Annotated in this window: 20 protein-coding genes; 8 read left to right on the top strand and 12 right to left on the bottom strand. The window is 51.0% G+C overall.

The window, feature by feature from the left end:
• Positions 1 to 150: 150 nt before the first annotated feature.
• The 3 genes from glpK (at position 151) to RGB73_RS15410 (ending at position 4,432) form a co-directional block, all read left to right on the top strand.
• Complete coding sequence (gene glpK / locus RGB73_RS15420) at positions 151 to 1,650, top strand: glycerol kinase GlpK (RefSeq protein ID WP_310763401.1); 1,500 nt, start codon at positions 151 to 153, stop codon at positions 1,648 to 1,650.
• 165 nt (positions 1,651 to 1,815) lie between these two features.
• Complete coding sequence (locus tag RGB73_RS15415; protein ID WP_310763400.1) at positions 1,816 to 2,358, top strand: AAA family ATPase; 543 nt, start codon at positions 1,816 to 1,818, stop codon at positions 2,356 to 2,358.
• Between the two features lie 1,912 nt (positions 2,359 to 4,270).
• The gene (locus tag RGB73_RS15410; RefSeq protein ID WP_310763399.1) at positions 4,271 to 4,432 is read left to right on the top strand and encodes a hypothetical protein; all 162 of its coding nucleotides are present in this window, start codon (positions 4,271 to 4,273) and stop codon (positions 4,430 to 4,432) included.
• A gap of 13 nt (positions 4,433 to 4,445) precedes the next feature.
• Here the strand turns inward: RGB73_RS15410 and RGB73_RS15405 are convergent, their stop codons facing one another.
• Positions 4,446 to 5,012 carry an SLOG family protein gene (locus tag RGB73_RS15405; RefSeq protein ID WP_310763398.1) on the bottom strand — a complete coding sequence of 189 codons (567 nt, stop codon included), beginning with the start codon at positions 5,010 to 5,012 and terminating at the stop codon, positions 4,446 to 4,448.
• Between the two features lie 345 nt (positions 5,013 to 5,357).
• On the opposite strand from RGB73_RS15405, the gene RGB73_RS15400 reads away from it, so the two are divergent.
• Complete coding sequence (locus RGB73_RS15400) at positions 5,358 to 6,266, top strand: DMT family transporter (RefSeq protein ID WP_310763397.1); 909 nt, start codon at positions 5,358 to 5,360, stop codon at positions 6,264 to 6,266.
• A gap of 128 nt (positions 6,267 to 6,394) precedes the next feature.
• Here RGB73_RS15400 and RGB73_RS15395 read toward each other — a convergent pair whose 3' ends face one another.
• Positions 6,395 to 8,653, bottom strand: coding sequence for an ATP-binding cassette domain-containing protein (locus RGB73_RS15395; protein WP_310763396.1), 2,259 nt, complete (start codon positions 8,651 to 8,653; stop codon positions 6,395 to 6,397).
• Positions 8,654 to 8,809: 156 nt separating this feature from the next.
• Between RGB73_RS15395 and RGB73_RS15390 the strand changes: the two genes are divergently transcribed.
• The 3 genes from RGB73_RS15390 (at position 8,810) to RGB73_RS15380 (ending at position 11,302) form a co-directional block, all read left to right on the top strand.
• Positions 8,810 to 9,058, top strand: coding sequence for a hypothetical protein (locus RGB73_RS15390; RefSeq protein WP_310763395.1), 249 nt, complete (start codon positions 8,810 to 8,812; stop codon positions 9,056 to 9,058).
• 27 nt (positions 9,059 to 9,085) lie between these two features.
• Complete coding sequence (locus RGB73_RS15385) at positions 9,086 to 9,964, top strand: helix-turn-helix transcriptional regulator (protein WP_310763394.1); 879 nt, start codon at positions 9,086 to 9,088, stop codon at positions 9,962 to 9,964.
• Between the two features lie 102 nt (positions 9,965 to 10,066).
• Positions 10,067 to 11,302, top strand: coding sequence for an MFS transporter (locus tag RGB73_RS15380; protein WP_310763393.1), 1,236 nt, complete (start codon positions 10,067 to 10,069; stop codon positions 11,300 to 11,302).
• Positions 11,303 to 11,425: 123 nt separating this feature from the next.
• Here the strand turns inward: RGB73_RS15380 and RGB73_RS15375 are convergent, their stop codons facing one another.
• From RGB73_RS15375 to RGB73_RS15340, 8 genes are all read right to left on the bottom strand, one after another.
• The gene (locus RGB73_RS15375) at positions 11,426 to 11,848 is read right to left on the bottom strand and encodes an SRPBCC family protein (RefSeq protein WP_310763392.1); all 423 of its coding nucleotides are present in this window, start codon (positions 11,846 to 11,848) and stop codon (positions 11,426 to 11,428) included.
• A complete protein-coding gene (locus RGB73_RS15370; RefSeq protein WP_310763391.1) occupies positions 11,845 to 12,174 on the bottom strand; it encodes an ArsR/SmtB family transcription factor in 330 nt (109 codons plus the stop codon). Before RGB73_RS15370 ends, RGB73_RS15375 begins: the two co-directional genes overlap by 4 nt.
• 84 nt (positions 12,175 to 12,258) lie before the next feature.
• A complete protein-coding gene (locus RGB73_RS15365) occupies positions 12,259 to 12,678 on the bottom strand; it encodes a DoxX family protein (RefSeq protein WP_310763390.1) in 420 nt (139 codons plus the stop codon).
• A gap of 147 nt (positions 12,679 to 12,825) precedes the next feature.
• Complete coding sequence (locus tag RGB73_RS15360; protein ID WP_310763389.1) at positions 12,826 to 14,298, bottom strand: sodium:solute symporter family protein; 1,473 nt, start codon at positions 14,296 to 14,298, stop codon at positions 12,826 to 12,828.
• The gene (locus RGB73_RS15355) at positions 14,295 to 14,495 is read right to left on the bottom strand and encodes a DUF3311 domain-containing protein (protein WP_310763388.1); all 201 of its coding nucleotides are present in this window, start codon (positions 14,493 to 14,495) and stop codon (positions 14,295 to 14,297) included. Before RGB73_RS15355 ends, RGB73_RS15360 begins: the two co-directional genes overlap by 4 nt.
• A gap of 394 nt (positions 14,496 to 14,889) precedes the next feature.
• Positions 14,890 to 15,576, bottom strand: a complete 687-nt coding sequence (locus tag RGB73_RS15350; RefSeq protein WP_310763387.1) for a class I SAM-dependent methyltransferase — start codon at positions 15,574 to 15,576, stop codon at positions 14,890 to 14,892.
• Positions 15,577 to 15,730: 154 nt separating this feature from the next.
• Entirely contained in the window at positions 15,731 to 16,474 is a 744-nt protein-coding gene (locus RGB73_RS15345) for an SDR family NAD(P)-dependent oxidoreductase (protein WP_310763386.1), read from the bottom strand.
• 6 nt (positions 16,475 to 16,480) lie between these two features.
• Complete coding sequence (locus RGB73_RS15340) at positions 16,481 to 17,383, bottom strand: DMT family transporter (protein ID WP_310763385.1); 903 nt, start codon at positions 17,381 to 17,383, stop codon at positions 16,481 to 16,483.
• A 128-nt stretch (positions 17,384 to 17,511) separates the two neighbouring features.
• On the opposite strand from RGB73_RS15340, the gene RGB73_RS15335 reads away from it, so the two are divergent.
• A complete protein-coding gene (locus RGB73_RS15335; protein ID WP_310763384.1) occupies positions 17,512 to 18,381 on the top strand; it encodes a LysR family transcriptional regulator in 870 nt (289 codons plus the stop codon).
• 128 nt (positions 18,382 to 18,509) lie between these two features.
• Here RGB73_RS15335 and RGB73_RS15330 read toward each other — a convergent pair whose 3' ends face one another.
• Entirely contained in the window at positions 18,510 to 19,454 is a 945-nt protein-coding gene (locus RGB73_RS15330; protein WP_310763383.1) for a D-alanine--D-alanine ligase, read from the bottom strand.
• 113 nt (positions 19,455 to 19,567) lie between these two features.
• A complete protein-coding gene (locus tag RGB73_RS15325) occupies positions 19,568 to 21,049 on the bottom strand; it encodes an aminotransferase-like domain-containing protein (RefSeq protein ID WP_310763382.1) in 1,482 nt (493 codons plus the stop codon).
• Positions 21,050 to 21,095: the final 46 nt, after the last annotated feature.

Here is a 21,095-nt window from a genome sequence, read left to right as displayed (position 1 = left end):
ACAAGACCGAGTTCGGCTGCTGCCCCAAACGATGGCTGTCACCACAGCTTATGAGGGCAGCGGCTTTTTTCTTTTGACAAAAGAGGATTTGCCCGTTCGTATGAATAAATACAAGGAAATACCAAAACGGGTGAAGGAGGCGCGGCTAGTATGGGGCAAACCTACATGCTTTCATTGGACCAGGGAACTACCAGTTCTCGCGCGATCTTGTTCGACAAGTCGGGAGCGATCATCGGAGTGGCGCAAAAGGAATTTACCCAGCACTACCCGAAGCCTGGCTGGGTCGAGCACGACGCGGAGGAAATTTGGGAAACGCAACTGGAGGTTCTGCGGGCAGTCTTGCTTCAGAACCATGTCAAGCCTGAACAAATCGCCGGCATCGGGATCACGAATCAGCGGGAGACGGCGGTCGTGTGGGACAAACAGACAGGAAAGCCGGTGTACCGTGCCATCGTATGGCAGAGCCGTCAGACCATCGATATTTGCAATCAGTTGAAAGCTGAAGGATACGAGCAAATGGTCCGGGATAAAACAGGACTCCTGATCGACGCGTACTTCTCCGGCACCAAAGTGACGTGGATCCTCGATCACGTAGCGGGCGCGAGAGAGCGGGCAGAGCGAGGGGAACTTCTGTTCGGGACTGTGGACACGTGGCTTCTCTGGAAGCTGACGGCTGGAAGGATACATGTCACGGACTATTCCAATGCCTCCCGGACTCTGATGTACAACATTCACAAGCACGAATGGGATGAGGAACTGCTGCAGATGCTTCGCGTTCCCAGACAGATGCTGCCCGAAGTGCGCCCATCCAGCGAGCTGTACGGCCATACGGACGAAAAAATATTCAGCACGCAAATCCCCATAGCAGGAATCGCGGGTGATCAGCAAGCGGCGCTCTTCGGCCAAGCGTGCTTTACGGAAGGCTCCGCCAAAAATACGTACGGAACCGGCTGCTTTATGCTCATGAATACGGGGGAAAGGGCTGTCGCCTCGAAAAACGGGCTGCTGACGACTATCGCCTGGGGAGTGGACGGCAAGGTCGAATACGCGTTGGAGGGCAGTATCTTCATCGCGGGTGCGGCGATCCAGTGGCTGCGGGACGGGCTCAAGCTCATCGAGAGAGCGGCAGATTCGGAAAAACATGCCCTTGCTGTGGACAGCACGGACGGAGTCTATCTGGTTCCGGCCTTTGTGGGACTGGGGGCGCCTTACTGGGACATGGAAGCGCGCGGGGCGATTTTCGGGTTGACCCGCGGTACGACGGAAGACCATCTGATCCGCGCAGCCCTGGAGTCTCTGGCATATCAGACGCGCGACGTCCTGGAAGCGATGGAAGCTGACGCGGGCATCCGACTGCACAAATTGGCTGTGGACGGGGGAGCCGTTGGCAATCATTTTCTGATGCAATTCCAGGCGGATCTATTGGGCACGGTCGTGGAGCGTCCGCGCGTGAACGAGACGACGGCTTTGGGAGCGGCGTATTTGGCAGGTCTAGCTGTTCAATACTGGACGAGCAAGGAAGATATTGTCCGCAATAAGGTGGTAGAACGTTCGTTCGACCCGAACATGCCGGAAGAGAAGAGACAACGACTGTATACTGGCTGGAAGAGAGCAGTGCAGGCGACGATGCAGTACAAGAGCATCCCTTAATCGCTCGACTTTTAGATTGACGGAGAACCGAAGTAACGTCTCTCGTTCTTTTCCTGGAGGGGGGACCTTGCATGGAGAATCGAAGCGAAGGGATCAAGCTTATTTTGATCAGCCAGGGATAGAGTGCTTGTTGTTTCATTTTTCTGGCGTGAAGGGGGAAGAAGAATGCAAGAAGCAGGAAGGCACATCTTTTTGATTACGGGTATCATGGCCTCCGGAAAGTCTACGGTCGCGCAGCTTCTTGCGGAAAGGCTCAAGAAAAGCGTACATGTCCGAGGAGACAGCTTCCGGAAAATGATCGTTCGCGGAAGAGTGGAAATGCTCCCAGATTCCGAGACGGAAGCAATCGAGCAGCTGCGTTTGCGCCATCAACTGACCGCCGCAGCAGCAGATGCTTACTTCGAAGCGGGATTTGATGTTGTGCTGCAAGATGTCATCATCGGATCCATGCTGACGGAAATGATCGGGCTTATTCGGAACCGCCCGCTGTATGTCATCGTACTCGCTCCCAGTAAGGTGGAAGTGGGCAGGAGAGAAGCAGAGAGAGCGAAAAGCGGCTACGGGGTATGGATGGTTGACGAGCTGGACCGGAGGCTGCGAGAGGAGACACCACAGATTGGCATGTGGATCGATTCGACCGATTTGTCCCCGGAGGAAACCGTGGAGCTGATTTGGAAGAACGCTCAGCATGAAGCGAAGGTGGATTGACCCGGATTGTTTCTCTGAAGGGAGAACCGATTAAACCAGAAAAGTCGATAACGAAACATGCCCGAACACGACGAAGCAGAGTGCCGCTCTTTGGCACTCTTTTCGTTTTATTTCTTCTTGTTGCGTTCGAGATAGTGGGCCAGATTGTTTAACGTATCCTCGTACGATCTCTTTTTAGGGGGAGTGGCAGTTGCGGTCGTTTTCGTTTTCAGATTGGTCATCGTGGGCCTCCGGTCATTTTTCGTTATAGTTATCTTAATTATAATATAAGTGAATTTCCAATAAATGTAAACTCATAATTTTAATAAAACTCTATTTTTTTATTTCATGTGAATTATCAGAGGCTTATTGGTGTATGTCGATAACAGTGGTCTCTACGGGGATAAAAGCGCGGATAAATACGACGATGTTGAATGTGGCAAGCCAATATGGAAGCCAGCCGATATGATGGTATCCATTTCGTTGAGTACGGGTTCACGCTGACGGATGCACGATGATTGGTCATTCGGATTTTTTTTTACGCCTGGAACTTATCCGATTTGAATTTCCTGGTCAAAACTTGAGGCTGTTTGAATCGATGGCTTCAATTGTTTTTCTATCGTTTATCGATGGTCATGCGAGTTTGCTATGTAGACGCAAGCTGGAACTTGACGTTTGCTTACGGCTGGACACCTAGATGATCGAACTGCGATTGTGGATCGACTCACTATATAAAATCCTTTCCCGGTTTGAACAGTATTGCCATGATTACACATGGGAGTGGAGCTGCTCTCTTAGGGTTTTTGCGGAATTTTATTGAGTCCGATAATATATATTATGTAAACTTATAAAACCAAAAAAAACGGAGCTGCTTGGTAGTACCAGTTTTGTCCATGTCTGTAGATGTAAACATTGCTCCATATTTGACAGAAACATTGCTCCATTTCGTGTTTGTAATGACCGTTGACATGAACATTACTAAATTGGCGATGCTGATTATTAGATGAAGTCTAATTTTCCACTTAGTTTTCTTCAGTAAATCAAGCATTTTTTATTGTCAGAGTAACATCGTTGCCCAGATCAGACAATAGTCCCCACATCGTATGACTTATTGGACAATCCGGAACAGGGTTATAAACAATGTATGTACTGGTTTTGATTTCAGTTCATGAAATGATATTTTCATGAACTGATGTCGGATTGTTCTTTCTTGTCCAAGCGCTAATCCTTTCGGTGGATTATGCACAGAATCTACCTGAAAATTCCAATGGAAAGAATTTTTTATTTTGAACCAATTTTTGCGAGAATACTTTTTGTATTTTGAACTACATTAATGCAATGCTTGAGGTATTTTTCATATGTGTCTTTTAATAACGAACGTATCCTCCCACTATCTCAATACCCGGTAAAAGCGGTCACAACTCCTCCTCCATCTTGACGTTTGGCCGGCTCATTCAAGGATATGGAACTAATTCTTTAGTAGCGAGTCCTCTGCCTCTGAAAGCCAATCACACTTCTGAGCTTGAAACGAAAACAAAGACTACCAACTTGATAGCCTTTGTTCCTTTTTGGGGCATGCTGGTGGTTAAGCGATTTTGAACCTTCTTCGACATTGACATAATTACGAGACCACCTATAATCGAGCCGACATAATAGAGAGACTCTAGAACGGCTGGATCCACCCCAGCCCCCAAATTATATTCACGGGCATTTTCAGTATCGCTTATAGGATATCCTTGCCTTCCTGAATAGTTTCTGTTCTTTTCGCACAGAAAAAGCTTACCATGAAGCCATTATTGCTTGGCTTTGCCCAAAAGGAGTTGCTTTTTTTAAAATTTATATCAACATATTTTAACATTTAAAGGTTATACATACATCTGAAACCAAGTATAAACTTTGAAGAGCAATTGAAATCTGCAAAGGAGATCCCCTAATGGGAGGATCTCGTTTCCATATGCACGATCGTATACTAGGGATGCTATTCAAGCGAGCCAAACGAGATCACGCCGATCGCTTTCAACAGTCGGGAAAGGCGATCAATGACAAGTTGCGCCTGGAGCGGCTATCCAAAAATAAAAAAGCCAGCTTTTCGTAGCTGGCACCTTTGTTTAGAAATCGTCATTGTACAATTCCTGCTGCTGTTCCTCTGCAATGGTCTGTAAGTCATATGCGTTAATTCGAAATACCTGATAATCGCCAAGCTCCGCTTTTTTTGCGGCGAGCTTACTTAAAAATTTCGGGGAGCCCTCGTTTTCTTCATCGTACACTAACAGGATTCCGTCTGAATGGGAAAGCAAGAATTTGTCTTTCTCTCCAAGCTGCCATGCCCCCTGGTAAGGGGTTTGATAGACGCTATTCATATAGTCGGCTTGCATCACAATATTTCGGTAGTAATCCTGGGTCTCTTCTTTCCACTTTTCCTCTTGATTCAAAAACGGAGTAATTACCGCCAGTTTTAGATGTGGGTACTCCTTCTTTAATTCCAGAACCGTTTCGGCTGCCCACATTTCAACCCCGAGTTGACCCGATATGATGACCCATTCCAAATCTTCCTCAAGGAATCTTACGAGTTCCCGCTTCAATGCTTTTTTTATAATGGCTAACCCCGGATTTTTTTCATGGAAAATGCCAAGCTCGTGAGCCTTGTATCCGGAAACAAACAAACGTTTTAACATCGATGCCACCCTCTAGTTTACAAGAAGCTCTTGCAGATCACAGATTCGATTCACCGCTGTCTCTGCATTCGTGTTTCGTCTCCTGTTTTTCTTATAGTATCACAAATGTGTATGACTCAGGATGAAAAGCATCCTTTCATATAAGATATGAGTTTAGGGGGGGATCATCCTGACAGAGGTCCAAACATTGACAAGGATTTACGTGTTTTTTATACTGTTACCGAAGTCGAATACTAAAACCTGTTGGGGTTGTGGACTTTTCTGGAGAGTCGTCTCTATTTTCGCCACACAAAGGCCTTCCTGGCCGTTTGTGTGGTTTTTTGCATTCCAAAAAGGAGGATGATTATGAAATTATGGCACTATGCACTGATTGTTTTTTTAGGAGGCTGCTGCTATGGGATCTTATCCACATTTGTTAAATTGGCGTATGCAGCAGGCTTTACAGTGTCAGCCGTAACCGGCGGGCAGTATTTTTTCGGAGTTGTGCTTACGTGGCTTGTTGTTGTGTTTACCAAAAAGAAAAAACTAACTCTACGACAAACCGCAAAGCTTCTTTTATCTGGCATTCCGTTTGGATTGACTGGCGTCTTCTATTATCAAGCCTTACAAACTTTGAATGCTTCGCTGGCCATTGTTTTATTGTTCCAATTTGTTTGGATCGGAGCCCTCTTGGAGTGGGTGTTCCATAAAAAGAAGCCGACACCGAGCAAGCTAATTTCCATTGGACTGCTGCTTATCGGTTCCCTTTTAGCGGCGAATGTACTGTTTCAGGAACAGATGTCGTTGTCATGGATAGGAAGCGTGTGGGGACTGCTCGCCGCATTCACCTTTTCCACATTCGTGTTTTTGAGTAGCTCCGTGGAAAAAGCCACTCCTCCCATTTTAAAAAGTGCTCTGCTTTCATCGGGGGGACTCTTCACTGTATTTGTCGTTTTCCCGCCCACGTTTTTATTGGAGTGGAATGTAGTAGCGGGGTTGATTCCTTATGGATTGGCACTGGGTATATTCGGGGTCGTCCTTCCTCCCCTATTGTTTTCCATTGGCATGCCGCATGTCGGTTCTGGATTGGGAACCATTCTGACAGCATCTGAACTGCCGGTTGTCATAGCCATGTCCTCATTGGTGCTAGCGGAACCCATCAATATGGCCCAGTGGATGGGAGTCATCATTATTTTGACTGGGATTGTTAGCAGCAACATTCGGTCTGGAAATTCGAGCAAAAAAACGTTAAACACGCAAAATACTGCCTCTTAGATTCATGTGGGAAACAAACGAAAAAGCTGAAGATCGCAAAGGTCCTCAGCTTTTTCGTATTATGCTTCGTCATATCCATCCCCGAGCACGGCAAGCTGCCTGTACATCTTCATCCCTTACTGGTTGAATCATTCCTTCAAGTACCTTCCCGTGATCGATTGCTCCGCATGGATGATCTGCGAAGGGGTGCCCTCGAACACCACCTGTCCCCCCTTGCTTCCTCCGTCCGGTCCCAAATCGATGATCCAATCCGCTTGACTGATCACATCGAGGTTGTGCTCGATGACAATCACGGTATTGCCGGCATCCACGAGGCGGTTCATAATCCCCAGGAGGTGACCGATATCCGACATATGCAAGCCGGTCGTCGGCTCGTCCATCACGTAGATGCTGCCGTTCTTATGCAGCTCGCTCGCCAGCTTGATGCGCTGGCATTCCCCGCCCGAGAGTGTGCTGAGCGGCTGGCCGAGCGTAATATAGTTCAGCCCGACATCACTCATCGCCTGGAGCTTGCGAACAACCTCTTTTTGATCAAAAAACTCCAATGCCTGCTCTACGGTCATCTCCAGCACTTCTGCAATGGACTTCCCGTTCAATTTGTAAGCGAGCACTTCTTCCTTGAAACGTCTCCCTCCGCACACTTCACACGGCAGCTTCACGCTGTCGAGGAATGCCAAGTCCGTATACACAACACCCAGCCCTTGGCAGTTCTCGCAAGCCCCCTTGGAGTTGAAGCTGAACAAGCTTGGGCTCACCTTGTTCGCGGAAGCAAACGCCTTGCGCACATCATCCATGATGCCCGTGTAGGTCGCCGGATTCGAGCGTGTGGATACTCCGACGGCCGATTGGTCGATGACGATCGCATCCGGATGCTGGCTGAGGAATATCTCGTTGATCAGTGTGCTCTTGCCTGAGCCGGCGACACCTGTAACCACTGTCAGCACTCCGGTTGGGATGTCTACGCTCACATTCCGCAGGTTGTGCAGGGTGGCATTCCTGATGGGCAGCTTGCCGGACGGTTGCCTGCAATCTTGCTTCAGTAGAAGCGGCCGCTTCATATGGGTGCCAGTCAACGTACCTGCCTCTAGCAGGCCTTGGTAGCTTCCTTCATACACGATGGTGCCGCCGTGGCTTCCAGCATAAGGCCCGACGTCGACGATATGATCGGCGACCTTGATTACATCGGGATCATGCTCGACGACAATCACGGTATTTCCCTTGTCGCGCAGCTTCTGAAGCAATCCATTTAACCGGTGCACGTCTCGCGGGTGCAAGCCAACACTGGGCTCATCAAAGATATAGGTGACATCCACCAGACTGCCGCTCAGGTGCTTTACCATCTTGACGCGCTGCGACTCGCCGCCGGACAATGTATCTGTCTCACGGTCCAGCGTCAGGTAATCGAGCCCGATATCCACCAAATGCTGCAATCGCTCTGTCAGCGATTTGACGATCGGCGCAGCGATCGGGTCGTCAATCTCACGTATGACGCCAATGAGCTGTCCGACCTCCATGGAGGACATCTCCGCAATGCTCCGTCCATTGATCTTGCAGTTGAGCGCGGCCTGATTGAGCCTCGCGCCGTGGCAGCTGGAGCAGGTACCTTCGGTGATGTACGGCGCTACCGCTTTTTGCGTGCGTTCCGACTTCGTCTTCACATCCTGCTTGATGTACTTGTTGGTGAACTTCTCGATGACACCTTCCACTGTAATATTCATTGCCTTCCCGGCGAAATCCATCTCCACTTTCCGCGCCTTGGCGTACAGCAGCTGATCCAGCTCTTCATCCGAGTAATCGCTCAGCTTCTTGTCGAGATCGAAGGACCCCGATTGCACGAGCATATTCCATTCCCAGCCGTTCACCTTATAGTCCGGCAGCAGGATGGCTCCTTCCTTTAACGACTTTGACATGTCCAGCGCTTTGCTCATATCGACGCCCAGCCTGCGGCCGATCCCGTTGCACTCGGGACACATGCCCTGCGGATCGTTAAACGAGAACATATGCGCTTGTCCGACATAGGGCTGACCCACCCGCGAGAAAAGCAGACGGAGAATGGGAGAGATGTCGGTAATCGTGCCCATCGTGGAATGGGAACCGCCGCCTAGCCGCTTCTGATCCACAATTACAGCCATGCTGAGATTCTCGATCGCGTCCGCATCCGGCTGCGGATAGCGCGGCAGGAAGTTGCGCACGAACATGCTAAAGTTTTCGTTCAGCAAACGCGTCGATTCTGCGGCGATCGTATCGAAAACGATCGAGGACTTCCCGGATCCGGAAACCCCGGTGAAGATCGTGATCTTTCGTTTGGGAATGCGCAAGGATACATTCTGCAGATTGTTTTCCCTTGCCCCCGCGATCACGATATACTCCTGATTGGACTCGCTCATGCTTTACACCCCTTCGATCGTGCAATTTCTACTTCATGGTTCCATTGTACCATTCCACGTGAACGAAAGGTCCGGCAGCCGACGGGACCTAAGGCCACACGTATTTTACGAAAAAGCCGGTAAAGTGTTGCGCTTTTTTTAGATGTCCTCACGTAAATGTGGGAGAAGAACGCAAAGATTTTCAGCCCCGAGATCAAAGGACAACAACACACCCGGGGAGCGCCCTGCGCCGGTTTCAGTTCGCCTGCACCGCGTCTGAATAAAAGCTTTGAAAAAAAGCAAGAGGAACTTAGAATGAAGAACATAGGTGATGGCAGGATTACGATGCGTATTCGATTTCGTACAGAGGTGATGGGTGTGGAACCGCTGAACTCCATCTATCAGCGATATTTTGACGAAGCATGATTTATCCCCCAAAATGAAATCGCGTATATGCCGCGGCCTGAAGTCGGCACCGGGCGTGTCTATAAACTAGCCACATACAGCGGAATCGAAATCGTATACTACGATTTTCACTATGATGAGCCACCTCCCATTTGTTTTGCTTCAAATGGTCGGATGGTTGAGCTTCAGTTTGCGCTATCCGGTCAGCGAAAGGTGCTCGTATCCGGTCAGGAACATGAACTCCCGGTCGGCCATGGCTCGCTTGCTTTTATGCAGGACTTTACCGCACGGTTTTATCCGCCTGCCCATGAGCAGTACGTTTCCCTGTCGCTTGGCATTCCGGTTTCTCTATTCGACTATGCAGCCCATCAATTGGCGGCTTCTGCATATAGGCGTCTTGATTTTGAGCGAGTCATCAACCGGCAGACATCGCGTGCTTTTACGTTTGCTATGGATGCGAGAAGCAGGGCAGCGGTCAATCATTTGCTGAAGAATTTTCATCAGGTGCACAGATCCCCGCTGCTGATGGAAGCAACCGCGTTGGAGCTGCTAAACATGCATATGCTTCAAATATTTGAGCTGACGCCAAGATCGAACGGCTTGTCCAAGGAAGATGTCCGAAAATTGCATGTGGCGAAGCAAGTGCTTGAGGCCTGCATGGTCGACCCTCCTTCGCTGCTGGCCTTATCCAAGAAAGTAGGTCTTAACGATTTTAAGCTGAAGAAGGGATTCAAGGACTGTTTTGGCATGACCGTTTTCGAATACGTAAGGCATATCCGTCTCGACCACGCGCTGAAGCTGCTACGAGACCAAGCTGCTACTGTGACCGAAGCTGCGATGATGGTCGGCTATAGCAACGTCAGCGCGTTTTCAGAGCAGTTTTTTCGCAGATACGGCATGAAGCCGTCCGAGGTGAAAAAACAATAGTTATCCGTTTGACCGCATTTCTATCCGTATCGAGGGAGAAGACACCGCCCCCATTCGCTTATACTCCACCTTGAATGATCGAATTGAAAAAGGAGTGAGCGAATGATGAAAATGAAAGGGAGCGTCTTTTTCAGTGTATTTGTAGCGATGTTGGGGCTCATGCTCCTTGCTCCGATCACACCGTCACTTATACGGGAATTAGGACTCCGCGAAATCCACTCCGGTATCCTGATTTCAACCGGATCGATTATGATGGCGGTGATGGCTCCTATATGGGGGAATATCAGTGATGCGAGGGGTCGGAAACCGGTGATCCTGGTTGGGTTTATCGGCATGACCATCAGTACTCTCTTGCTCGCGATGACCTTTTATTTCGGTCTCCATCACTATATCAGCGGCGGACCGCTGCTGTTCCTGATGATTGGAGCACGAAGCTTGGTCGGCATGTTCATCCCAGCCATTCTCTCATCCTCGCAGGCTTATATCGGCGATGTGACAGAGGGCAAGGAAAGAGCTGGCGGCATGGCGATCATTAGCGCCGCAAATGGGCTTGGACTTGTTTTGGGGCCGGCCATTTCCGGCATTTTCACATGGATAGGTCTGTTGTGGCCCTTGTATTTTGGCATTGCGATTTCAGCTGCCGCGTTTGCAGCCCTTCTCCTGTTTATGCCTGCAACGAAGCCGACGAGTCAAAAAGGGGCTGTCAAAGTCAGTCCATTTCAACCGGGCTTGCGGTTTTATTTACTAGTAGCGTTCATCACGATGACAGGGATTGTTACGATTCAGGTCGTGGGCGGGTTTTATCTGCAGGATCAGCTGGGTCTCCCCTCTGATCAATTGGCGAGAGTGGTTTCCTTCGGGTTGATGTTTACAGGTATAGCGATGCTCCTTTCACAAGTCGTGCAATCCAAATGGCTGAAATGGGAGCCGCGGCCGATGATCCTGCTCGGTTCCTTCATTCTCGTCGCAAGTATGCTCCTATTCCTTCTTACTGCTCACCTTCCCTTTTACTATTTGGCATTTTTTGTATTTGGACTGGGGTCCGGATTTATGATGACCGGGTTTATGGCAGGCGCCTCCTTTTCTGTAAGGAATGAACAGCAAGGAGGCGTTGCCGGGTTGGTTGCGGCCATGCAGGGAATATCCGCCATCATCGCACCCATTCTCGGCACCACGCTATACCAGGTGAACCACGCCAGCCCAATGGCCTTGATTGCCATTCTGACTGCCCTCTTGGGCGCAGCGATGCTGGCCCGCTATCGAAAAAGGCCAAGCCAGTGCGCTGTGGACCGAATGGAAGGCCAAGAGATTCACGCGGGCTCAGAAGGTGCCCAGTAAGGCATGGATTCACATGTCAGAATTCGGCTTCGCCGCTGGCTTGATTGGTAGGTAGAAAGTAACCGGCTGCATACAGTATGCAGCCGGTTTGCGTTGATTCGGGAAGCGGGGCTCCCCAATCGTTTATTGTTCCAACACCTTTTCAAGCTCGCCGCACCATTTGCTCCAGCCATACTTCGCGCCTTCGAGTCCTTGCGCATTGGAGAAACCGGTTTGATCGAGATGAAGATTTACCTTTCCGTCCCCTACCTCCTGCAGCGTCCAGGTAACCGTGTGCTTCTCCCCACCGCTGGCCCACGTATAGGACAAACGATTGGGTGCCTCCACGATAAGCACCTCTCCTTCAATAATTCCATTCCACCATTCGGTCGGCTGCGTACGGAACTGAAAACGATGTCCGACGACGGGCTTAAAATCATTTTCCATCGCTTGGCCGTTGTGGATGTTGACCACCCACTTGGCCAGCTTGCTTGAATCGGTTAAGGCGGACCAAAGCTTCTCAATCGATGTCTTGTACTGAAAATCCAAGGATAATGATAAACTCATTCTTCTTCCTCCTCTAATAGTTGGCCGAGGCGCAACAGATTCGTACTCCAGAATTTGCTGTAGAAAGCCACCCAATCTTGTATTTCTCTGAGTGGAGAGGCGTTTAGCCTATAACGCGTTTCTCTGCCGACTTTTCGGTCAAGTACGAGTCCTGCCTCTTTCAGGATGGTCAAATGCTTGGATACCGCTGTACGACCCATTTGAAACTGTGCCGTTAACAGATGAAGCGGCATCTCCTCTGCCTCTGCTAACAAACGAATCAGCTGGCGCCTAGTCGGGTCTGCGATCGCGTCAAACACATCCCGCGACTGGTTGTTCTCGCTCATAGCGCCCTCTCCAAACTTTTATTTTCTGCTGTCGAACTCCATTGGCTGTACGCGAAGGGACACCTGTTCCGTTTTATCACCTCCTTACCGTATTCGGCTCTTTGGACGTAGCCCCCACGAAGCGATATTGAGTGCAGCATAGAAAAGCGGAAGAATCAGATGAAACCCGTAATCCCCATAATCGTTCGCAAACGCATGAGACAGCGCAGCACCAGTCATTAAAAAGAAGATGCCGGCGTGAGCCCATTCTTTCAGCCGAGGAAAGCCTGGGACGACGAGAGCGATGGCTCCGAGCACTTTCCATATCCCGAGAATGGTCAAGACGTATAAGGGGTAGCCAAGACTCGTCACCAACTCGATGTTTCCGCCATATTGCATCAGTTGTCCGATACCACTTACCATGACAGCTGCTGCGAGCAATAAGGTGACTGACCAATATGCAGTCATGTTTCCTCGGGGGCGGGCTGCTCCAAGCGCGGTTTCCGTACCGAAACTCTTACTCATCTGTTTCCTCCTCATCATGGTTTTCAAGTGAAACATAGGCAGGCAGAAAACTTTCCAAATGATGAACGGCTAATCGGACACCATTTAGTGTCATTTTGATTATAGGGCACCATTTGGTGTCGCGTCAACAACATTTTTGATCGGCTTTCATCCTACCTCTCCTCTGCCGCTCTCCTGGACAGATTGCTTGGAAAACACGCTCACCGCAGCCATCACGATGATATTGACCGCCAGTGCCACCAGTCCCGCATTCAAATCTTTGACTGCCTGGGGCAACAGCGGAAACCATGTGGCGAGTCCGGTCTTGGCAATCGTCATGTAGGCCACAGTCGCTACCCCGGCCGCGATCCCCAGTCCTGCGCCGTACTTGGTCACAGGGTTTTTCGGCAGCAAGCTGCACAAGAACGACGGAACCAGCTGCATGATCAGGTTGTAGCTCATCAGCAAGAGCATGTACAGGGCATCTCCCCCCGTAATGACAAAATAAAGTGATGTGAATGCAATAAACGGAATCGCTGTCTTCGCCGCTGTCGCAACCGTCCGCTCGCTCGCAGGCTTGAACAACGGCTGGTAAATGTCCTGGGCGAAAAGCGTGCCCGCCGTGAGCAAAAAAACCGATGTCGGCACCAATGCCGTCAAGGTCCCGACACCGCCGATCAGGCCGATCATCCACGGCTCGAAGGTCTGAATGGACAGCTTCAGCAAGGCAAGGTCCCCTTCCGCTCCCTGCAAGCCCGGCACCTGCAGGACGGCCGTGTACCCGACAAAGTAGACGAAGAGGAGCATGAGCGTGTACACGGGCAAATAGATCGTGTTTTTCCGAAATACTTTGGGGCTTTTGGCAGACAAGGCTGACATGAAAAGTCCCGGCTGCAGGTAATAGGCGACGACCGTCAGCACTACCGTGGAAATGACCCAGGAAACGCTCTGGCCCTTGTCCGGAAAAATGAGATGAGCGGGCTTGACCGCTGCCACTGCCGCAAACATCGGTTGAAAACCTCCGTAATAATGATAGGGAAGGTAGCAGCCAAGGAAGACGACTACCGATATGATTGCGATGTCTTTCAGTACCGCCGTCCAAGCAGAGCCGTGCAAACCGGACAGCATGACGTAGAATGTGACCACGATCGTGCCGATCCACATCGCCATGACCGGCGAAATGGCACCGTAGGAGGTTTGCGAGACGATAATCCCCAGCCCTTTCAGCTGCAGGACGATATTGGGCACCGTGCCTAGAATGCCGACGACGGCGACCAGCATGCCGAGCAGTCTGCTATTGTACTTGTGCGCAAAGAAGCCGGAAATGGAGATGATGCCGTGCTTCTTGGCGTAACGCCAGATTGGCGGCAGCAAGTAGTACGAAAAGACGTACGCAAGTGTCAGGTACATCATGACGTAATAGGCAGGCGCTCCACTCTGATAGATCATTCCGCTGCCGCCAAGGAACGTAAACGTCGTGAAAAATTCCCCGGCCAGCAGCAAGAACACGAACAGAGCCCCGAACCCTCTGCCGCCAACCGACCATTGCTCCATGTTCATTTGTTTTCCTTTTGCCGCCCGGACGGCCAATGCCAGTATCAGGACCAAAAACGCTGCCAGTATGTACAAAGAGATGTTCACGAGGATTCCTCCTCTCGATTGTCCGGATCGATGGCGTAAACGATCGCCATGATAACCGCCGTAAGAATGACCCACAGGACGATCCAGAACAGGTTCAACGGCATGCCCAGGACGAAAGCTCCCGGCTTGTTGACATAGGGCAAGCCCCCCAGCATCCCGAGGAAAGGGACGAGCCCCAAGACGTGAATCAGTTTCATGTATACCACCCTTGTTCAGCATGATGGAAAAAATAACAAAAGCCAAATGTAAACGTAACGGAAAATCGCGTCGATGGGAATACCTGATTTCAAAGAATGCGTCGATATCCTGTACGGGTACAGCAGTTTGATAGAAAGAAGGAAAGCCTGCCATCCCCACGATGAGGATGACAGGCTATTGATACGGGAATCAAGCGATGGTTTTCTTTTTTATTCTGATGATTGACGGCTTAACCAGCCCGAGGGTACGAAGAAACGCATCATGCAATTCCGTAAGCGTTACTCAGTTTGGACTGTTTTGGCAACAGATATACATGAAGGGACAAACATTTTCGAAAGCGGATCGGCCGTCCTACCGCGTCCTGTCTCTGCAAACAACGATACCCACGATTCGTCAGGTCGTTTTTCTTCCGTGCAACACAACAAAGTTGAAATACTTGTAGACGCAATCCACATCTGAAAAGCCAGCTTGCTGCAACCATTTGACTTGCGTTTCTAACGGCGACATTTGATCGAGTTTCGTTCTTTCATACGCAGACTCGATTTCGTCTTTCGATAAATCACTGGCTTCCACTTTTTGCTTCCAATCCTTTTTATAGAGCGATTCAATAAATGGAGTATGGCCAAGCACTTGATCGGCGTTGATGAAGACACCGTTTTTCTTCAGATTTGCATAACTGTTTTGATAGAGTTGCCATTTGTTCGCATCGGACAGATGATGAATGGAAAGGGCTGAAATGACCATATCATACGTCTCCTGTGAGACAAAATTCGTATAATCACCCACGATATACCGGACGTTAGAAAATCCCTTGAGTCTTTCCTGAGCGGTTTCCAACATCTTTTCGGAAATGTCGATCAGCGTAATGCTGGCTGTCGGATATTTCTGCAAGATCAAGGAAGAAAACAAGCCGGTTCCAGCGCCCAGATCCAATATGTGCGGGGACGTGGAATCCGTCCTTGCGATCGATACGGCTATCTCGTAAAAATCGTCAAAGCACGGGATTAACTTTCTTCTTTGGTTGTCGTACTGATGGGCCACTTCATCGAATCGCGTGCGAACCTCTTTCGTATTCTCCACCTGAACCGCCTCCACCCAATCTGTGTTTGTATCCTCATCATATGCGAGAAACACCTATTGGTAAAATATATAGAAACGATGGATCTGATAGATATTGACTATATCGCATCCACTCACACGACGAGGCCCTCAGTCATTCCGGCAGCCGTGTCGTTTACCGGCCTATCTGCCCGCAATCCGCGGTGATGATTTGTCCCGTCATCGCTTCCTGTTCCAGCACTGCGCAAATCAGCTTGGCGATGTCCTCCGCCGTCGCGATCCTCTGGAGCAACAGGTGGCCGGCCAGCTGCTTCATCCGTTCTTCCTGTCCGTCCCACCATCTCGTCGCGACCGCTCCAGGGGCGATACTGCATACCCGGATTTCCGGAGCGAGCGCATGCGCCAGCGATTTTGTGAGGCCATGCACTGCCGCCTTGGAGACGGCATACGGCAGCGACGAGCCTGTCCCGGTCAGACCTGCTATGCTCCCTACATTCACGATTGCCCCTCTTTTTCGTTGCTTCATCAAGGGTGCCACCGCTCTCGCACAAAAAAACATTCCCTTCACATTGACATCGTACAACTCATCCCAGATTTCCTCTGTCTGCGCTTCCAGATCGCCCATAGGGATGTGGCGGGTGATGCTGGCATTGTTCACCAGCACATCGACTGTACCGAATCGTTCCACAACCGTATCGACCATTCGCCGCACTTCTTCGTCCCTGGATACGTCGGCTTTTACACAGAGGGCGGTGCCACCCTCTTTCGCAATCAGATGCACGGTCTCTTTTGCGTCAGCCTCGGAACGGGAATAGTTCACGGCGACCAAAGCCCCCCGCCGAGCCAGCTCGATGCTGGTCGCCCTTCCGATTCCGGTACCGCCGCCGGTTACGAGAGCTACGTGGTTTGTCAGGTCCATTGTCAGTCACTCCTTGAGCATTTTTGGGTAAAGAGCCATTTCATCGGTCGTCGTGCCTGCGCGATCCCCCTTTTGATTGACCAAAAAAATTCCGATGCCAATCAAAAATCCCCCCGCTCCGACATACCATTCGATACGTTCGCCGAGCAAAAGCCAGCTGGTGAGAACCCCGAAAAGCGGTACGAGAAAAAGAAACGAGCTCGTCTTCGCGGGATCGCCGCGGTGAAGCAGATAAAACCAGAGTGTAAACTGGACGATCGAGCACATGATGGCGAGCCACAGCACAACCGATACAGAGGTGAGCGTCACCGTGAAGAAAGGATGCTCCGTGATCACGCTCATGATGAGCAAGGCGATCCCCCCGGCCAGCATCTGATAGGCCGCCAGCACATTCATGTCAAAGGACGGGGACCACCGCTTGATGAGCAGCGTCGCGGAAGCAAAGAGGACAGCGCCCCCCAGGCTGATGAAAGTGCCTGGCTGCAGGCCGAGATGAAAGCCGAATGCAACCGCTACCCCGACCAAGCCGATGATCACACCAAGCCACTGGTGTATCCGGTAAGCCGCTCCTGATACAAGCGTCCCCATGACGATCACGAGCAGCGGACTTGAGCTGGTGAGGATGGATGACTCGCTTGACGTAATCCAGCGCATGCTGAAAAATACGCAGCCCATCACCCCGGCGGACTGAAACAGGCCGATGACGATTGCTTGCAGCCATTGCTTTGCGCTTTGCGGCTGCTGCTTCTTGACGCAGAGCAAAGCGAGCAAACCTCCTGCGAGCACGAAGCGAATGCCCATCAAAAGGAAGGGCGGGGCATAGGACAGGCCGATCTTGCCTACAGGAAAGGCGATTCCCATCAAAAACGTCGTCACAATGACGAGACAGGCATACTTGAGCTTGTGCATGATGAAGTCCTCCCGACGTGGAATTTGCAAGCCTTATTGTAAGGGAGGTTTGGTTTTTTATATAATGATCATTACAGATGTTTGATATCACCTAAAATGATAGCAGCGAGAAACGGAGGATCCATCCTATGGAGAGCGCGGAACTTCGCATATTTCAAACAGTCGCCCGTGAAGGTTCGATCACAAAAGCCGCTTCCAAGCTCGGCTATGTCCAATCCAACGTCACGGCCCGTATTCAGCAGTTAGAATCAGAACTTGGCACGGTGCTGTTTTTTCGCCATAACCGAGGAATGACACTCTCCTCGAGCGGGAAAACGCTGCTCGATTATGCAGATAAAATCGTAGGGATGCTGGACGAGGCAACCAAGGCGCTCGCCTCCACCTCCGAGCCCAACGGACCTTTGATGATCGGGTCCACGCAAACCGCCGCAGCAGTCCGGTTGCCCAAACTGTTCGCTGCGTACTACGAGCAGTATCCGAATGTCCTACTCTCGTTGACGACCGGGCATACCCAGTTTCTGATGGAAAAAGTGCTGCACTACGAGCTGGACGGAGCGTTCATCGGTGGCGAGTGCGACCATCCAGAGCTTCAGTCCATACCCGCCTTTGAAGAAGAGCTCGTCATCGCTTCGTCTACAGCCATCGACGACCTTGATGAAGCGCTCGCCAGACCGATTCTGGTGTACAGCACCGGCTGTTCGTATCGGGCAGTCCTGGAGCGCTTTCTGTATTCGCGCGGCCTGACTTCTCCCGTCATTATGGAGTTCGGGACAATCGAAGCGATTATCGGAGGGGTCTCCGCCGGCCTCGGTATCTCTTTGCTCCCGCGGACCGTCACGTCCCGACATGAGCTGGAAGGGACCATCCGCACCCATGATATTCCCCATCCACTGCGCCACATGAAGACCGAATTCATCATGCGCAAGGATTCGTTCGTCAGCAATGCCCTGCGCGCTTTCATCGACATGCGCTTCGATCAAGAGGCAGCCCGCACGTAAAAAAACGCTAGCTTCCTTGTAGAAGTTAGCGTTTGGAAAGCCTGTTTGGACGCGGAACAAGTCCCGTTCCGCGGTCCTCGTTTTTGCGTGCACATCCATCCATTCGGGAAAAGCAGGCAATTGCCTTTTCAATCAGATGATCTCTCCGACTTACCCCATTCCTGTTTCCGCTCATAGAGCGACCTGGCAATAATGCGGTCGAGCAGCTGTGAAAAGGTCATACCCGCAGCTTCCGCGCTCTTCGGAAGCAGGCTCCCCGCGGTCATTCCCGGTAACGTGTTTACCTCCAGCACGTACGGCGTATCCTCATGCAAAATCATATCGACCCTCGCGTAGACGTTGCATTGCAGCAGCCGGTAGCTGGCAAGTGCAGCCTCGTGTACACGCTGCAGAGTAGCGGGAGGCAGCTGGATCACCTTCTCCTCAGCGCCGCCGACCTCGTATTTCGCTTTGTAGTCAAACCACTCCGAATGAGCGGAACGAATGCCGAGAATCGGCAAGACCTCGTCTTCCAGGATCGAGCAGGTGAGCTCCGTCCCTTTCAGAAAAGGCTCAATCAAGATCGCTTCATCCAAGCTGAAAGCCTCCTGGACTGCGGGCAGCAGCTCCTTTTCATTCTGTACAAGCTGGACGCCGATGCTGGAGCCTCCTGTGTTTGGCTTGACAATAACCGGGTAGCCCAGCTGCTCTACCGCTAGTCGATCGTAATCGTCCATCTTTTTCCAGTAAAGGCCGGCTGGAGCATGCACGCCCGCTGCCCTTAGCAGCATCTTGGCCAGCTGCTTATTCATGCACAGGCTGCTGGCCAAGACACCGCTGCCTGTATACGGAATGCCCAGCGTCTCCAGCGCTCCCTGTACCGTGCCGTCCTCGCCGTACCGGCCATGCAACGCAAGCAGCGCGATATCGATGCCTGCCCTTTGGACCTGCTTGATTAGATCCGCTCTCTGCTCGATTACGATGGGAACCGCTTCATAGCGGCTGCCATCCAAGTGACGGATCATCTCTTGACCGGTCTTCAGAGAAACCTCACGCTCCGAGGAAATGCCACCCATAATCACGCCAATTTTCATCAAGACACCTCATTTTTTCAATCGTAGTCTGGCAATGAATAGTACATCCCATGGCTGTTGCACCGAGGGAAAGGTGCGCGATCTGACGAAGTGATTTCGTCTCACAAGCTCTACTACTTACGAAAGCGTCGCGCCTGTTTGCCGATCATCTGAATACCCCGTTCGATATCTTCATCCGTCACCCGGGAAAAGCCGAGCCGCAATGTATTTGTCCCTTCGCCTTCCTGAAGAAAAAACTTGTCTCCCGGCGTAAAAATAACGCCCTGCTCTTTGCATGCATCCAGCAGCTCGTGTGTATTGAGGCCAGAGGGAAAGGTAAGGAACAAATGCAACCCCCCGTCTCCCGACAGCTGGGCTTCCGGAAGATGGACCTCACACAAGGCTTTTGTCAACTCGTATTTGCGCTTATACTCCGCACGTGCTTTTTTGAGATACGAATCGAAGTTTCCGTTGAGCAAATATTGGTATAAAATCGATTGGTCGATGGTTGAAGTATGGATGGTGCGTGCACGCTTCATGCTTTCCAGCGTGTCGATCAACGCCCGGTCTCCCAGCACCCAGCCTACTCGCAATCCAGGGAACAGCACCTTGGAAAAGCTGCCAATATAGATGACCCCGTTCCCTTTCCCTGCTGTCGCTATCAGGGGTGCAATATGAGCTCCCGAGTAGCGCAGCTCCTCATTGAATCCATCTTCGATCACCGGAACCTGATAGTGCTTCATGAGCTGCGCAACGGCGCTGCGCTTTGCGGGGGACATGACGATGCCCGTGGGATTGTGGTAGGAAGGAGTCAAGTAGGCCAGATCGAAACGATTGGTTTGCAGCTGTGCCTCCAGCTGCCCCACATCAATACCGTCGCGCTCCATCGGAATGCCGGTCACTTCAAATCCGTGCAGCCTCAAATTTTTGATCGCCGTATGATGCGTCGGATTTTCACAAAGGGCTCCTCCGCGCCGTGCAGAGGGGCGCAATGCAGACAGCACGATATCAAAGCCTTCCGTAAACCCGCTTGTAATCAGCATATCCTTGCCGCTGATATCGACGCCCTTGTTTTCCATATGAAGCATCAGGTAATCGATCAGCGGCTTGTAGCCCTTGGCATAGCCGTAGTTGAGCAGCACCTGACCTTCGATTGCCATTCGGTCCAGAAAGGCACGCTTTACATCTCCCAGATCAAACAGCTGCTCATCCGGAGCGATGCTGGTAAACGAGATGATTCCTTTTTCGCTGCGAATGCCCTTCTTCATCCTGTCCAGCTCTACGGCTGAAACAGCATATTCGTTCATTCTTGCACGCCAGTCGATTTGCCAGACCTCAGAGCCGTCAGCTCCTCCGTCATCTGCGACGGAGCTTCCCGCCATGGCGGCCACATAGCTGCCCTTCCCCGGAATCGCATACGCAAATCCATCATCCTCCAAGCTTTCATAGGCAGCGATGACTGTATTGCGGCTCACCTTTAGCAGACTGCTCATTTCTCGCGTAGAGGGGAGCTTTTGACCGGCTTGAAGCCCTCCCTTCAAAATCAAACGCTGGACGTATTCTTTCACTTGGACGGCGACCGGTCGGTCACCGAAGAGTTTGAAATCTTGGAACATCGTTCATCGCCCCCATCTACCATGATGGCATTGAAGACGCGAGAAA

Origin of the sequence: Brevibacillus brevis (assembly GCF_031583145.1) — a bacterium.
GTDB classification, from domain to species: domain Bacteria; phylum Bacillota; class Bacilli; order Brevibacillales; family Brevibacillaceae; genus Brevibacillus; species Brevibacillus brevis_E.
Note: the sequence above shows the minus strand (reverse complement) of the source record. Positions and strands in the feature narration are given on the sequence as shown.